Source organism: Pseudomonas sp. JH-2 (assembly GCF_036231725.1).
In the GTDB taxonomy this organism is placed as follows: Bacteria; Pseudomonadota; Gammaproteobacteria; order Pseudomonadales; family Pseudomonadaceae; genus Pseudomonas; species Pseudomonas delhiensis.
The window spans coordinates 1-14,428 of the sequence record NZ_JAZAQP010000029.1; the positions used below are offsets into that span (position 1 = coordinate 1).

General features: G+C 68.8%; 12 protein-coding genes. 7 read left to right on the top strand and 5 right to left on the bottom strand.

Annotated features, from left to right (window positions below; translation table 11 throughout):
* Nucleotides 1–589: 589 nt before the first annotated feature.
* The 5 genes from VV867_RS19250 to gatC are packed head-to-tail and all read right to left on the bottom strand — an operon-like array spanning nt 590 to nt 4,637.
* The gene (locus VV867_RS19250; protein ID WP_109936865.1) at nt 590–976 is read right to left on the bottom strand and encodes a carboxymuconolactone decarboxylase family protein; all 387 of its coding nucleotides are present in this window, start codon (nt 974–976) and stop codon (nt 590–592) included.
* Between the two features lie 11 nt (nt 977–987).
* Entirely contained in the window at nt 988–1,365 is a 378-nt protein-coding gene (locus VV867_RS19255; RefSeq protein ID WP_089390595.1) for a septal ring lytic transglycosylase RlpA family protein, read from the bottom strand.
* Nucleotides 1,366–1,418: 53 nt separating this feature from the next.
* Nucleotides 1,419–2,864 carry an Asp-tRNA(Asn)/Glu-tRNA(Gln) amidotransferase subunit GatB gene (gene gatB / locus VV867_RS19260; protein ID WP_328567292.1) on the bottom strand — a complete coding sequence of 482 codons (1,446 nt, stop codon included), beginning with the start codon at nt 2,862–2,864 and terminating at the stop codon, nt 1,419–1,421.
* An 11-nt stretch (nt 2,865–2,875) separates the two neighbouring features.
* Entirely contained in the window at nt 2,876–4,330 is a 1,455-nt protein-coding gene (gene gatA, locus VV867_RS19265; RefSeq protein WP_328567293.1) for an Asp-tRNA(Asn)/Glu-tRNA(Gln) amidotransferase subunit GatA, read from the bottom strand.
* 19 nt (nt 4,331–4,349) lie between these two features.
* Complete coding sequence (gene gatC / locus VV867_RS19270) at nt 4,350–4,637, bottom strand: Asp-tRNA(Asn)/Glu-tRNA(Gln) amidotransferase subunit GatC (protein WP_109936868.1); 288 nt, start codon at nt 4,635–4,637, stop codon at nt 4,350–4,352.
* Nucleotides 4,638–4,878: 241 nt separating this feature from the next.
* Here gatC and mreB point away from each other — a divergent pair, with 241 nt between their 5' ends.
* The 7 genes from mreB (at nt 4,879) to VV867_RS19305 (ending at nt 14,427) form a co-directional block, all read left to right on the top strand.
* Complete coding sequence (mreB, locus tag VV867_RS19275) at nt 4,879–5,916, top strand: rod shape-determining protein MreB (RefSeq protein WP_009617768.1); 1,038 nt, start codon at nt 4,879–4,881, stop codon at nt 5,914–5,916.
* 80 nt (nt 5,917–5,996) lie between these two features.
* A complete protein-coding gene (gene mreC / locus VV867_RS19280; protein WP_275630529.1) occupies nt 5,997–7,040 on the top strand; it encodes a rod shape-determining protein MreC in 1,044 nt (347 codons plus the stop codon).
* A complete protein-coding gene (gene mreD, locus VV867_RS19285) occupies nt 7,040–7,528 on the top strand; it encodes a rod shape-determining protein MreD (RefSeq protein ID WP_109936870.1) in 489 nt (162 codons plus the stop codon). The genes mreC and mreD overlap by 1 nt, the downstream gene beginning before the upstream one ends.
* A gap of 72 nt (nt 7,529–7,600) precedes the next feature.
* Nucleotides 7,601–8,185: a Maf family protein gene (locus VV867_RS19290; RefSeq protein WP_109936871.1), complete on the top strand. Its 585-nt coding sequence runs from the start codon at nt 7,601–7,603 to the stop codon at nt 8,183–8,185.
* A 39-nt stretch (nt 8,186–8,224) separates the two neighbouring features.
* Complete coding sequence (gene rng, locus VV867_RS19295; protein ID WP_109936872.1) at nt 8,225–9,682, top strand: ribonuclease G; 1,458 nt, start codon at nt 8,225–8,227, stop codon at nt 9,680–9,682.
* A gap of 14 nt (nt 9,683–9,696) precedes the next feature.
* Complete coding sequence (locus tag VV867_RS19300; RefSeq protein ID WP_328567294.1) at nt 9,697–13,524, top strand: YhdP family protein; 3,828 nt, start codon at nt 9,697–9,699, stop codon at nt 13,522–13,524.
* A gap of 54 nt (nt 13,525–13,578) precedes the next feature.
* Nucleotides 13,579–14,427: a carbon-nitrogen hydrolase family protein gene (locus tag VV867_RS19305; RefSeq protein ID WP_328567295.1), complete on the top strand. Its 849-nt coding sequence runs from the start codon at nt 13,579–13,581 to the stop codon at nt 14,425–14,427.
* The last annotated feature ends 1 nt before the right edge of the window (nt 14,428 follow it).

Genomic DNA, 14,428 nt, shown 5'->3' on the forward strand with positions numbered 1-14,428 from the left:
TATCTGCCACCCACCAGCTACGAGCGCAGGCCACCCAGACAACCTATCGAAGTGTCCGAAATTATTTGACCACCACACTGCGAGACTGTGGGGAACCGGCTGACTCTTGATCTTCAGCTCGCTCAGGACAAGCTCCCTCTCCCTTCAGGGAGAGGGCTGGGGAGAGGGTTCCGGACTTCGCCGATGTGTGGTGGTTGGCCTGAACTCCGTTCCCCCTCCCTAACCCTCCCCCGCAAGCGGGAGAGGGGACCGTTCGGTGTGAGGCGGGGCCGCAAAGCTCACTGCGAGACTGTGGAGCTGCCGGCGGGCTCTTGATTTTCAGCTCGCTCAGGACAAGCTCCCTCTCCCTTCAGGGAGAGGGTTGGGGAGAGGGGCGGACTTCGCCGATGTACCGGTGCCTGGCCTGAACTCCGCTCCCCCTCCCTAACCCTCCCCCGCAAGCAGGAGAGGGGACCGTTCGGCGTGCAGTGGGGCTGCGAAGCTCCCGGGACCGTAGGGCGGATAACGCCTCAAGCGTTATCCGCCGTCGTCGTGGGCTCCGGCGTTCCGGCCGGCGGCGGATAATCGCGAACGGTTATGCGTCCTACGTTCAGGCCTTCTGGTCCGCCTGCCACGCCTCTATCACTTCCTGCGCCGCGCGGAAGGCGTCGATCGCTGCCGGTACGCCGGCGTAGACCGCGCAGTGCAGCAGCGCTTCGCGGATTTCTTCCACCGTGCAGCCGTTGTTCAGCGCGCCGCGCACGTGGCCTTTCAGTTCCTGCGGGCATTTCAGCGCGGTCAGGGCGGCCAGGGTGATCAGGCTGCGGGTCTTGCGCGGCAGGCCGTCGCGGGACCAGACGCTGCCCCAGGCGTTTTCGTTGACGAAGTCCTGCAGCGGCCGGGTGAAGTCGGTGGCGTTGTTCAGGGCGCGGTCGACGAAGGCGTCGCCCATCACTTCCCGGCGTACCTGTTCGCCGGCCTTGCGCTTGTCGGTCATTCGGACTGCTCCTAGTCGATGGCTTCCAGGCGCACCGGCGCCGTGCCGGTGCGCAACATGTCGAGGCGTTGCGCCGCACCGCGGGACAGGTCGATGATCCTGCCACGGCCGAAGGGCCCGCGGTCGTTGACGCGCACCACCACGCTGCGGCCGTTGTCGAGGTTGGTGACCTTCAGCCGGGTGCCGAAGGGCAGGCTGCGGTGCGCGGCGGTCAATGCGTGCTGGTCGAAGCGCTCGCCGCTGGCGGTCTTCCTGCCGTGGTGCGCGCGGCCGTAGTAGGACGCGGTGCCTTCGGCGCGGTAGCCGCGCGCCGAGCCGCCGTCGTACGACGAAGTGGCGCAGCCGGCCAGCAGGGCCAGGCCGCAGAGCAGGGCGAGAGAACGCAGCATCGAGCCTCCGGACGAAAAAACGCCGGGCAAGCCCGGCGTCAGGAAGAGTGGGCTCAGCCTTCGAGCTTCTTCTTCAGCAGTTCGTTCACCTGCCCGGGGTTGGCTTTCCCCTTCGAGGCCTTCATGGCCTGGCCGACGAAGAAGCCGAACATCTTGCCGCGCTTGGCTTCGTCGCTGGCGCGGTACTGTTCGACCTGCTCGGCGTTGGCCGCCAGCACCTCGTCGAGCATCTTGTCTATGGCGCCGGTGTCGGTGACCTGTTTCAGGCCCTTGGCCTCGATGATCGCATCGGCCGAGCCTTCGCCGGCGGCCATGGCCTCGAAGACCATCTTGGCGATCTTGCCGCTGATGGTGTTGTCCTTGATGCGCAGGATCATGCCGCCCAGTTGCTCGGCGGAAACCGGCGACTGCTCGATCTCCAGGCCGTCCTTGTTGAGCAGGCTGGACAACTCGCCCATCACCCAGTTGGCCGCAAGCTTGGCGTCGCCGCAGATGCCCTGCACCTGCTCGAAGTAGTCGGCCATCTCGCGGCTGGCGGACAGCACGCTGGCGTCATAGGCCGACAGCCCGTACTGGCTCTCGAAGCGCTCGCGCTTCTGGTCCGGCAGTTCCGGCAGGCTGGCGCGCAACTCTTCCAGGAAGCTGCGCTCGATCACCACCGGCAGCAGGTCCGGGCAGGGGAAGTAGCGGTAGTCGTTGGCTTCTTCCTTGCTGCGCATGGAGCGCGTCTCGTCCTTGTTCGGGTCGTACAGGCGGGTTTCCTGCACCACCTTGCCGCCGTCCTCGATCAGGTCGATCTGGCGCTGCACCTCGTGGTTGATCGCCTTCTCGATGAAGCGGAAGGAGTTGACGTTCTTGATCTCGGCGCGGGTGCCGAACTCGGCCTGGCCTTTCGGGCGCACCGAGACGTTGCAGTCGCAGCGCAGCGAGCCCTCGGCCATGTTGCCGTCGCAGATGCCCAGGTAGCGCACCAGCGCGTGGATCGCCTTCACATAGGCCACGGCTTCCTTGGCGCTGCGGATGTCCGGTTCGGAGACGATCTCCAGCAGCGGCGTGCCGGCGCGGTTCAGGTCGATGCCGCTCATGCCGTGGAAGTCTTCGTGCAGGCTCTTGCCGGCGTCCTCTTCCAGGTGCGCGCGGGTGATGCCGACGCGCTTGACGGTGCCGTCTTCCAGGGTGATGTCGAGGAAGCCCTTGCCGACGATGGGGTGGTCCATCTGGCTGGTCTGGTAGCCCTTGGGCAGGTCCGGGTAGAAGTAGTTCTTGCGGGCGAAGACGTTGCGCTCGGCGATCTCGGCGTTGATCGCCAGGCCGAACCGGCAGGCCATGCGCACGGCCTCGGCGTTGAGCACCGGCAGGGTGCCGGGCATCGCCAGGTCGACCAGGCTGGCCTGGGTGTTGGGCTCGGCGCCGAAGGTGGTGGCGCTGCCGGAGAAGATCTTCGATTGGGTGGCGAGCTGCGCGTGGATTTCCAGCCCGATCACGGTTTCCCATTGCATGTGTGTCGTCCTCAGAATCCAGCCGGTGCTTGTTTGTGCCAGTCGGTCACCTGTTGGTACTGGTGCGCGACGTTGAGCAGGCGGCCTTCCTGGAAGTACGGGGCGAGCAGCTGCACGCCCACCGGCAGGCCATCGACGAACCCGGCGGGCATGGACAGCCCGGGGATGCCGGCGAGGTTGGCGGTGATGGTGTAGATGTCTTCCAGGTACTGGGCGACCGGGTCGTCGTTCTTGGTGCCGAGCTTCCAGGCCGGGTTGGGCGTGGTCGGGCCGAGGATGACGTCCACTTCGCCGAAGGCGCTGACGAAGTCGTTCTTGATCAGCCGGCGGATCTTCTGCGCCTTCAGGTAGTAGGCGTCGTAGTAGCCGGCGGACAGCGCATAGGTGCCGACCATGATGCGGCGCTTCACCTCGGCGCCGAAGCCTTCGGCGCGGGAGCGCTTGTACAGGTCCTGCAGGTCCTTCGGCTCCGCGCAGCGGTAGCCGTAGCGTACGCCATCGAAGCGCGACAGGTTGGAGCTGGCTTCCGCCGGGGCGATCACGTAGTAGGCTGGGATGGCGTGGCGCATGTTCGGCAGGGAGATGTCCTTGACCACCGCGCCCAGCTGCTTGAGCTGCTCGACCACGGCCAGCACGGCATCGGCGATGCGGCTGTCCAGGCCCTCGCCGAAGTATTCCTTCGGCAGGCCGATGCGCAGGCCGGCCAGCGGCTTGCCCAGGGCGGCCAGGTAGTCGTCCAGCGGCTGGTCGACGCAGGTGGAGTCCTTGGCGTCGAAGCCGGCCATGGCGCCGAGCATCAGCGCGCAGTCCTCGGCGGTGCGGGCCAGGGGGCCGGCCTGGTCGAGGCTGGAGGCGTAGGCGATCATGCCCCAGCGCGAGACGCGGCCGTAGGTCGGCTTGATCCCGGTGAGGTTGGTCAGCGCCGCCGGCTGGCGGATCGAGCCGCCGGTGTCGGTGCCGGTGGCGGCGGGGATCAGCCGCGCGGCCACGGCCGCGGCCGAGCCGCCGGAGGAGCCGCCGGGCACGCGGGTGGCGTCCCAGGGGTTCTTCACCGGGCCGTAGTGGCTGGATTCGTTGGCCGAGCCCATGGCGAACTCGTCCATGTTCAGCTTGCCCAGGCTCACGGCGCCGGCGGCGGCCAGGCGCTCGACCACGGTGGCGTCGTAGGGCGCGACGAAATTGTCGAGGATCTTCGAGCCGCAGCTGGTGCGCACGCCCCGGGTGCAGAACAGGTCCTTGTGGGCGATGGGCGCGCCGAGCAGGGCGCCGGCCTCGCCGTTGGCGCGCCGCTGGTCGGCGGCCCGGGCCTGGGCGAGGGCTTCGTCGGCGGTGACGCTGATGAAGCTGTTGAGCTGCGGATCGAGCTGCTCGATGCGGCTCAGCAGGGCACGGGTCAGCTCTTCGGCGGAGAACTGCTTGTCGGCGAGGCCGCGGGCGACTTCGGCGAGGGTCAGTTGGTGCAGCATGGGTCCGTGTCCTTCCTTATTACTCGATCACTTTCGGAACCAGGTACAGGCCGTCTTCCACGGCCGGTGCGATGGCCTGGTAGGCCTCGCGCTGGTTGCTTTCGGTCACCACGTCGGCGCGCAGGCGCTGGGTGGCTTCCAGGGGGTGGGCGAGGGGTTCGACGCCGTCGGTGTCCACCGCCTGCATCTGGTCGACCAGGCCGAGGATGTTGTTCAGGGTCGCGGTGGTCGGTTGGACGTCGGTTTCCGCCAGGCCCAGGCGGGCCAGGTGGGCGATTTTTTCCACGTCGGAGCGGTCAAGCGCCATCGGGGGTCTCCAGGCTAGAGCTGCCAGCGTCGATAGGACGCATGGTCGGACGAAACGTAGGCGGGGGAACGGAACCCGCGGCGGGCGGTCCCAGGGACCGCTGGGGCAGGCCTTAAAGGCGCTGAAAGTCAAGCAATTTAACACAATGCCGCCTTGCCCAAAATCCCCGTCATTGTTAGAGTTTGCCGCACTTTTTTACCCGCGCATTTTTCACCCACGCATCGTCCAGGGTTCCCTTTCCATGTTCAAAAAATTGCGTGGCATGTTCTCCAGTGATCTGTCGATCGACCTGGGCACTGCCAATACCCTCATTTATGTGCGCGAACGCGGCATCGTCCTCAACGAGCCTTCGGTAGTGGCCATCCGCAACCATGGCAACCAGAAGAGCGTGGTCGCCGTCGGTACCGAGGCCAAGCGCATGCTCGGCCGCACCCCCGGCAACATCTCGGCCATCCGCCCGATGAAGGACGGCGTCATCGCCGACTTCAGCGTCTGCGAGAAGATGCTGCAGTACTTCATCAACAAGGTGCACGAGAACAGCTTCCTGCAGCCCAGCCCTCGCGTGCTGATCTGCGTGCCGTGCAAGTCCACCCAGGTGGAGCGCCGCGCCATCCGTGAATCGGCCCTGGGCGCCGGCGCCCGCGAGGTGTACCTGATCGAGGAGCCCATGGCCGCGGCCATCGGCGCCGGCCTGCCGGTCGAGGAAGCCCGTGGCTCGATGGTCGTCGACATCGGCGGCGGCACCACCGAGATCGCGCTGATCTCCCTGAACGGCGTGGTCTACGCCGAATCCGTCCGCGTCGGCGGCGACCGCTTCGACGAAGCCATCGTCACCTACGTGCGCCGCAACTACGGCAGCCTGATCGGCGAATCCACCGCCGAGCGCATCAAGCAGGAGATCGGCGCCGCCTTCTCCGGTGGCGAAGTGCGCGAGGTGGACGTCCGCGGCCGCAACCTGGCCGAAGGCGTGCCGCGCAGCTTCACCCTGAACTCCAACGAGGTGCTCGAAGCCCTGCAGGAGTCCCTGGCGACCATCGTCCAGGCGGTCAAGAGCGCCCTGGAGCAGTCCCCGCCGGAGCTGGCCTCGGACATCGCCGAGCGTGGCCTGGTGCTGACCGGCGGTGGTGCCCTGCTGCGCGACCTGGACAAGCTGCTGGCCCAGGAAACCGGCCTGCCGGTGATCGTCGCCGAAGACCCGCTGACCTGCGTGGCCCGTGGCGGCGGCAAGGCGCTGGACATGATGGACCGCCACTCCATGGACCTGCTCTCCACCGAGTGAGGTGGGAGCCCTTGAGGGTGGTTGACGTTTTGCCGCGCACGGCGAAACATCAACCGCCTTCAATCAGCTAGGAGCTGGTCATCAAACCGCTATTCTCCAAAGGGCCCTCGCTGGGCGTGCGCCTGCTGGTGCTCGCCGTGCTTTCGGTGGGCCTGATGGTGGTCGACGCGCGTTTCGACTACCTCAAGCCCGTGCGCAGCCAGATGGGCCTGGTGCTGACCCCCTTCTATGGCGTGGCCGACCTGCCGGTGCGTGCCTGGGAAGGCGTGCGCGACCAGTTCACCAGCCGCAGCGAGCTGCTCGCCGAGAACGAGCGGCTCAAGGCCGAGTCGCTGCTGATGCAGCGCCGCCTGCAGAAGCTGGCCGCCCTGACCGAACAGAACGTGCGCCTGCGCGAGCTGCTCAATTCCGCCGCCCTGGTGGACGACAAGGTGCTGGTCAGCGAACTGATCGGCGTCGACCCCAACCCCTTCACCCAGCGCATCCTCATCGACAAGGGCGCGAAGGACGGCGTGTTCCAGGGCCAGCCGGTGCTCGACGCCAGCGGCCTGATGGGCCAGGTGGTCGAGGTCATGCCCTACACCGCCCGCGTGCTGCTGCTCACCGACACCACCCACAGCATCCCGGTGCAGGTCAACCGCAACGGCCTGCGCGCCATCGCCGTCGGCACCGGCAACCCGGAGCGCCTGGAACTGCGTTTCGTCGCCGACACCGCGGACATCAAGGAAGGCGACCTGCTGGTCAGCTCCGGCCTCGGCCAGCGCTTCCCGGCCGGCTACCCGGTGGCGGTGGTCAAGGAGGTCATCCACGACTCCGGCCAGCCGTTCGCGGTGATCCGCGCCGTGCCCACCGCGAAGATGAACCGCAGCCGCTACGTGCTGCTGGTGTTCAGCGACAGCCGCACCCCCGAGCAGCGCGCCACCGAGGCCGCCGAGGCCCAGGCCGAGGCCGACCGCCAGGCAGCCGAGGCTGCTGGCCAGGCGCCGGCGCCCGCCGCTCCAGCCGCGCCTGCTGCCCCGGCCGCTCCGGCCCAGGGCGCCGCCCCGGCACCCGCCACGCCAGCCGCCACACCCGCGCATCCGCCGGCGCCGGCCCAGGCCGCGCCACAAAGGAACCGTCACTGATGCCCGCCCAAGGACCGCGCAATGGCTGGCTGATCTGGGTCAGCCTGCTGCTGGCGCTGCTGCTGTCGGTGGCGCCGATGCCCAGCTTCACGGAAATCGGCCGGCCGCTGTGGCTGGCGCTGTTCCTCACCTTCTGGGTGCTGATGGTGCCGCAGAAGGTGGGCATGGTCACCGCCTGGGTCTGCGGCCTGGCCGAGGACGTGCTGTACGGCAGCCTGCTCGGGCAGAACGCCCTGATCCTCAGCTTCATCGTGTTCCTGGTCATGGCCCTGCAGCAGCGCCTGCGCCTGTACCCCGTCTGGCAGCAGTGCCTGGTGCTGATGGTGGTCTATGGCCTGGCGCAACTGGTGCAGCTGTGGCTCAACGCCCTGACCGGCAACCGCCCGCCGACCCTGGCCTTCCTCTTGCCGGCGCTGGTCAGCGGCCTGCTTTGGCCCTGGGTGCTGGTGCTGCTCAAGGGCCTGTCCCAGCGCCTTAAGGTCTACTAATACCCGTCCCGCCGCTTCCCACCTGGCACGGGGCCGGGAGAGGGGCGGCCGGGACTCTTCCGGGAGTCGCAGATGCCCCAGCTTTACCTGGCCTCCAGCTCGCCGCGCCGGCGCGAGCTGCTGACGCAGATCGGCCTGTCCTTCCACCTGGTTTCCGGCAATATCGACGAAACGCCCGAGGATGGCGAGACGCCGGCGGCCTACGTCGAGCGCCTGGCGCGCGGCAAGGCCCTGGCCGGACTGACTATGCTTGCCCAGAGGCCCGACGTCTGCGTGCTCGGCGCCGATACCGCGGTGGTGCTCGACGGCCGCATCCTTGGCAAGCCGAAGGACCACGAGGACAGCCTGGCCATGCTGAGCGCGTTGTCCGGCCGCCAGCACCAGGTGCTGACCGCGGTGGCGGTGGCCGACCGCGACCGCTGCGAAGTGCGGGTGGTGGCGAGCACCGTGTCGTTCCGCCGCATCGGCGAGGCCGAGGCGCAGGCCTACTGGGCCACCGGCGAGCCCCAGGACAAGGCGGGCGGCTACGCTATCCAGGGGTTGGCGGCGATCTTCGTCAACCGCGTCGAGGGCAGCTACAGCGGGGTGGTCGGCCTGCCCTTGTGCGAGACCGCGGAACTGTTGGCTGACTTCGCGATCCCTTGCTGGCAGTCTTGAAGAAGTAGCGCTGCACACGGGCGCGATAAGGAAGGGCGCATGAGCGAAGAGATCCTGATCAATATCACGCCGATGGAATCGCGCGTGGCGGTGGTGGAAAACGGTGTCCTTCAGGAAGTCCACGTCGAGCGCACGTTGCGCCGCGGGATAGTCGGCAACATCTACAAGGGCAAGGTGGTCCGCGTGTTGCCGGGGATGCAGGCGGCTTTCGTCGACATCGGCCTGGAGCGCGCGGCCTTCATCCACGCGGCGGAAATCTCCACCCGCGAGGGCAGCGCGGTGGAAAGCATCGGCGCCCTGGTCCACGAGGGCCAGAGCCTGGTGGTGCAGGTCACCAAGGACCCCATCGGCACCAAGGGCGCGCGCCTGACCACGCACCTGTCGATCCCCTCGCGCTACCTGGTGTACATGCCGCGCACCAGCCACGTCGGGATTTCCCTGAAAATCGAGGACGAGCAGGAGCGCGAGCGCCTCAAGCAGGTGGTGGCCAAGTGCGTCGAGGCCGAGGGCATCGTCGAGAAGGGCGGCTTCATCCTGCGCACCGCCGCCGAGGGCGCCGGGGAGGACGAGATCCTCGCCGACATCCGCTACCTGCGCCGGCTGTGGGACCAGATAGACGCGCAGATCCAGACGGTCGGCGCGCCGACGGTGATCTACGAGGACCTGTCCCTGGCCCAGCGCACCCTGCGCGACCTGGTCAACCCGCGCATCGAGAAGATCCGCGTCGACTCGCGGGAGAACTTCCAGAAGATCACGCAGTTCGTCGACGAGCTGATGCCGGAAATCGCCGACCGCCTGGAGCACTACCCCGGCGAGCGGCCGATCTTCGACCTCTACGGCGTCGAGGACGAGATCCAGAAGGCCCTGGAGCGCAAGGTGCTGCTCAAGTCCGGCGGCTACCTGATCATCGACCCGACCGAGGCGATGACCACCATCGACGTCAACACCGGCGCCTTCGTCGGCCACCGCAACCTCGAAGAGACCATCTTCAAGACCAACCTCGAGGCGGCCACCGCCATCGCCCGCCAGCTGCGCCTGCGCAACCTCGGCGGGATCATCATCATCGACTTCATCGACATGGAGGACGAGGAGCACCGCCGCCAGGTCCTGCGCACCCTGGAGAAGCAGCTCGAGCGCGACCACGCCAAGACCAACATCATCGGCATCACCGAACTGGGCCTGGTGCAGATGACCCGCAAGCGCACCCGCGAGAGCCTGGTGCAGGTGCTCTGCGAGCCCTGCCCGTGCTGCCAGGGGCGCGGCATGCTGAAGACCCCCGAGACCATCTGCTACGAGATCTTCCGCGAGATCCTCCGTGAGGCCCGCGCCTACCAGGCCGATTCCTACGTGGTGCTGGCCAACCAGAAGGTGGTCGACCGCCTGCTCGACGAAGAGTCGGGCAACGTCGCCGATCTGGAGATGTTCATCGGGCGCACCATCAAGTTTCAGGTTGAGCCGATCTACTCCCAGGAACAGTATGACGTCGTCCTGCTCTGAGGCGTTTTACTGACATGGAATCCTTCGGCCGCCTGTTCGCGCGCCTGCTGCGCCTGGCGCTGGGGCTGTGCGCCCTGGGCCTGGTGCTGCTGGCGCTGTACGTCAGCCTGGGGCGCCAGCTGGCGCCGCTGGTGGCGGAGTACCGCGACGAGCTGGCCGAGCAGGCCAGCGCGCGGCTGCACATGCCGGTGCGCATCGGTGCCCTGGAAGGCAGCTGGCACGGCTTCGGCCCGATCATCACGGTGCGCGACATCCAGCTCGGCGAGGGCAGCGACGCCCTGCGCCTGGAGCAGGTGCGCCTGACCCCCGACATCCCCGCCAGCCTGCTGGCGCGCCAGCCGCGCATCGACAGCCTGGAGCTGCAGGGCCTGCAGCTGAGCCTGCGCGAGGGCGAGGACGGCCACTGGCAGGTCGAGGGCCTGCCGGCCAGCCCCCAGGGCAGCGACCCGCGCCAGCTCGTCGACCTGCTGCTGACGCCGCGCCGCCTGTCGCTGCTGGACAGCCAGCTGAGCCTGCTGCCGCGTGAGGGGCAGACGCTGAACCTGACCTACCTGGGCCTGACCCTGCACAGCGGCGTGTTCGGCCAGCGCCTGGACGGCCGCTTCAACCTGCCGGACGGCCAGCCGGTGGCGCTGCGGGTGGATACGCGCATCGACCGCGAGGACTGGAAGCGCAGCTCGGCCGACGCCTACCTCAGCCTGCCGCAGAGCGACTGGGCGAAGTGGCTGCCGGCGAGCCTGACGCGGCAATGGCGCATCCAGCGGCTGGAGGCCGGCGGCGAACTCTGGGCGCGCATCGACAAGGGCCAGCCGAGCGCGGCCGTGGCCAGGCTCAATGCGCCGCAGGTGCGGGCCTCCTTCGACGGCCGCGAGGCGGTGGAGATCGGCGACCTCGGCGTGGGGCTGTACTTCCAGCGCCAGGGCGACGAGATGAGCCTGCGCGTCAATGATCTGGCGGCCAACCTCGGCGAAAAGCGCTGGGGCGAGGCGGAACTGGAGCTGAACCGGCAGACCCGCGGCGAAGAACACTGGCGCCTGCGCGCCGACCGCCTGGACCTGGGCCCGCTGCTGCCAGTGGTGGAAAGCCTGGCGCCGTTGCCGGACAAGGCGGTGGAGTGGCTGCAGGGCCTGGCGCCCCAGGGCGTGCTGCACCACCTCAACCTCGACTGGTGGCCGCAGCGCCAGGGCGCCGAGCGCCTGGCCTACGGCGTGAACCTGGAGAAGGTCGGCGTCAGCGCCTTCCACGAGGTGCCGGCGGTGGCCAACGTCGACGGCACCTTCAGCGGCAACCTCGGCGGCGGCCAGCTGGACGCCTCGGCCAAGGACTTCATGCTCCACCTGGCCACCCTGTTCCCCGAGCCCTGGCGCTTCCGCACCGCCAACGCACGGCTGTTCTGGAAGTGGGACGACGAGGCCTTCACCCTCGGCAGCCACCTGATGAAGGTGGAGGGCGACGTCGGCCGGCTGGGCGGCGACATGCTGATCCGCCTGATGCACGACCACGACAAAGAGAGCTACATGGACCTGCGCGTGGGCCTGGTGGATGGCGACGGCAGCTACACCCCGCAGTTCCTGCCCACCGTGCTGCCGGAGATGAGCAAGGACCTGGCCCACTGGCTGGCCACCGCCATCAGGGGCGGACGCGTCGAGCAGGGCTACTTCCAGTGGCAGGGCTCGCTGAACAAGGGCTCGGCGCCGGAAGACCACGCCATGAGCCTGTACTTCAAGGTCCACGACGGCGAGCTGGACTACCAGCCGGGCTGGCCGGCGCTGAGCCAGGCCGAGGGCGAGGTGCTGGTGGAGGACAGCGGCGTGCGCATCCGCGCGCAGTCCGGGCGCATCCTGCAGAGCCGGGTGAGCGACGTGCAGGTGGACATTCCCCACGTGCCCAAGGGCGAGGTCTCCCACCTGCACGTCGATGGCGACGTCGACAGCAGCCTGGGCGACGGCCTGAAGATCCTCCAGGACTCGCCCCTGGGCGTGCAGCAGGTCTTCGCCGGCTGGGAAGGCGAGGGCCCGCTCAAGGGCCACCTGAACCTGGACATCCCCCTGGCCAGGGAACAGGCGAAGCAGGCGCGGGTGGTGGTGGACTTCGCCACCGAGGGCGCGCGCCTGAAGATCGCCAAGCCCACCCTGGAACTGGCCCAGCTCAAGGGCGACTTCCGCTACGACACCAACAGCGGCCTGAGCGCCAAGGGCCTCAGCGCCCAGGCCCTGGGCAGCCGCGTCAGCGGCAGCATCCGCGCCGAGGGCAGCCCGGGCAAGCCGCGTACCCGCGTGCTGGTGGGCGGCCAGGTGGCGCTGAAAAGCCTGCTCGACTGGGGCGGCGTGCACCAGGCGTTGCCGGCCTCCGGGCGCCTGCCGTACCAGCTCGACCTGCTGCTCGACGGCAAGGACAGCCAGCTGCAGGTCAGCTCCGACCTCAAGGGCCTGGCCATCGACCTGCCGGCGCCCCTCGGCAAGGCCGCCGAGGAGAGCCGCGCCAGCGACTGGCGCATGACTCTCGAGGGCCCGGAGCGGCGCTACTGGGCCAACTACGACAAGGTGGCCAGCCTGGCCTACGCCGCCCCCGCCGACAAACCCCTGGGCGGCCGCGGCACCCTGCGCCTGGGCGGCGACCCGGCGCTGCTGCCGAACTGGAACGGGGTGCAGGTGCGCGGCAACCTGGACACCCTGGACGTGGACCAGTGGCAGGCGGCGCTGAAGAAGTACGGCATCGGCGGCGTGCCCGGCGATACCCAGGGCCTGCTGCGCGGCGCCGACCTGCGGATCGGCCACTTCCGCGGCTTCGGCACCAGCCTGGACAACCTCAAGGTCGACCTCGCGCGGGTTGCCGGCGGCTGGCAGCTGGGCGTCGACAGCGCCCCGATGGCCGGCCAGGCGGTATTCCCGGACAGCGCCCAGCGGGCCATCCAGATCGACCTGGCGCGCCTGGACCTGCCGAAGAACCCCACCAACGACCTGGCCGCCGCGCCGACCATCGCCCCCGACCCGCTGGAGAAGTTCGACCCGCGCAGCCTGCCGGCGATGGACGTGGCCATCCGCCAGATCTCCCAGGGCGGCAAGCCCATCGGCGCCTGGAGCTTCAACCTGCGCCCGACCACCAGCGGCGTGGCCTTCAACAACGTCAACCTCGACCTGCGCGGCCTCAAGGTCGGCGGCACGTTGCGCTGGGAAGGGCCGGTGGGCTCGACGCGCAGCACCTTCCAGGGGCGCCTGGAGGGCAAGAACCTGGCGGACGTGCTCAAGGCCTGGGACTTCGCCCCCACCGCCACCAGCGAACGCTTCGGCCTGGACATCGACGGCAACTGGCCCGGCTCGCCGGCCTACATCAGCCTGCGGCGTTTCGGCGGGCGCCTGGCGGCCGACATGCGCAAGGGCCAGTTCGTCGACGTCGAGGGCAGTGCCCAGGCCCTGCGGGTGTTCGGCCTGCTCAACTTCAACGCCATCAACCGCCGCCTGCGCCTGGACTTCTCCGACCTGTTCGGCAAGGGCCTGAGCTACGACCGCGTGCAGGGCGTGCTCGGCGCCACCAACGGCGTCTACCTGACCCGCGAGCCGATCAAGCTGACCGGGCCGTCCAGCAACATCGAGATGAACGGCACCCTCGACCTCGCCCACGACCAGATCGACGCCAGGCTGCTGGTGACCCTGCCGCTGACCAACAATCTACCGCTGGCCGCGCTCATCGTCGGCGCCCCGGCGGTGGGCGGCGCGCTCTTCGTGGTGGACAAGCTGCTGGGCGACAAGGTGTCCCGTTTCGCCAGCGTGCAGTACAGCGTCAAGGGCCCCTGGCAGAACCCCGAGATCGCCTTCGACAAGCCTTTCGAGAAACCCCGGTGAGCAGAGCCGGCGGGCATCGGTTAGGATGAAACGCAGTCGCTGTTGGAGAGACGCATGTCCATCGCCGTGATCCAGATGGTCAGCCAGGACGATGTCCCGGCCAACCTGGCCGCCGCTCGTCGCCTGCTCGAACAGGCCGCCGAGGGCGGCGCCCGCCTGGCCGTGCTGCCGGAGAACTTCGCCGCCATGGGCCGCCGCGACCTGGCCGAGCTGGGCCGCGCCGAGGCCCGGGGCGAGGGGCCGATCCTGCCGTGGTTGAAAAGCGCCGCGCGCGACCTCAGGTTGTGGATAGTCGCCGGTACCCTGCCGTTGCCGCCGGACGGCCAGCCCGAGGCCAAGGCCAACGCCTGCTCGCTGCTGGTCGACGAGCGCGGCGAACGGGCGGCGCGCTACGACAAGCTGCACCTGTTCGACGTGGACGTCGCCGATGCCCGCGGCCGCTACCGCGAGTCCGACGACTACGCGTTCGGCGGCCAGGTGGTGGTCGCCGATACCCCGGTCGGCCGCCTGGGCCTGACGGTGTGCTACGACCTGCGCTTCCCCGAGTTGTACACCCGGCTGCGCGAGGCCGGCGCCGAGCTGATCAGCGCGCCCTCGGCCTTCACCGCGGTGACCGGCCAGGCGCACTGGGAAGTGCTGATCCGCGCCCGCGCCATCGAGACCCAGTGCTACCTGCTGGCGGCGGGGCAGGGCGGGACGCACCTGCGCGGCCGCGAGACCTGGGGCCAGTCGGCCATCGTCGACCCCTGGGGGCGCATCCTCGCCGAGCGCGACAAGGGCGAGGCGGTATTGCTGGCCGAGCGCGACAGCGCGGAACAGGCGGCGGTCCGGCAGCGCATGCCGGTGGTCCGCCATCGAAGATTCTATCCGCCGGCCGTACCCGGACCGGCGCCTACGGAGTAGC

What these genes read in the sequence shown, in the direction of transcription:
- VV867_RS19250 (WP_109936865.1), bottom strand. Translation starts at nt 976, where the DNA reads ATGACCGACAAGCGCAAGGCCGGCGAACAGGTACGCCGGGAAGTGATG.
- VV867_RS19300 (WP_328567294.1), top strand. Translation starts at nt 9,697, where the DNA reads ATGGAATCCTTCGGCCGCCTGTTCGCGCGCCTGCTGCGCCTGGCGCTG.
- gatA (WP_328567293.1), bottom strand. Translation starts at nt 4,330, where the DNA reads ATGCTGCACCAACTGACCCTCGCCGAAGTCGCCCGCGGCCTCGCCGAC.
- VV867_RS19290 (WP_109936871.1), top strand. Translation starts at nt 7,601, where the DNA reads ATGCCCCAGCTTTACCTGGCCTCCAGCTCGCCGCGCCGGCGCGAGCTG.
- VV867_RS19305 (WP_328567295.1), top strand. Translation starts at nt 13,579, where the DNA reads ATGTCCATCGCCGTGATCCAGATGGTCAGCCAGGACGATGTCCCGGCC.
- mreB (WP_009617768.1), top strand. Translation starts at nt 4,879, where the DNA reads ATGTTCAAAAAATTGCGTGGCATGTTCTCCAGTGATCTGTCGATCGAC.
- VV867_RS19255 (WP_089390595.1), bottom strand. Translation starts at nt 1,365, where the DNA reads ATGCTGCGTTCTCTCGCCCTGCTCTGCGGCCTGGCCCTGCTGGCCGGC.
- mreD (WP_109936870.1), top strand. Translation starts at nt 7,040, where the DNA reads ATGCCCGCCCAAGGACCGCGCAATGGCTGGCTGATCTGGGTCAGCCTG.
- gatB (WP_328567292.1), bottom strand. Translation starts at nt 2,864, where the DNA reads ATGCAATGGGAAACCGTGATCGGGCTGGAAATCCACGCGCAGCTCGCC.
- rng (WP_109936872.1), top strand. Translation starts at nt 8,225, where the DNA reads ATGAGCGAAGAGATCCTGATCAATATCACGCCGATGGAATCGCGCGTG.
- gatC (WP_109936868.1), bottom strand. Translation starts at nt 4,637, where the DNA reads ATGGCGCTTGACCGCTCCGACGTGGAAAAAATCGCCCACCTGGCCCGC.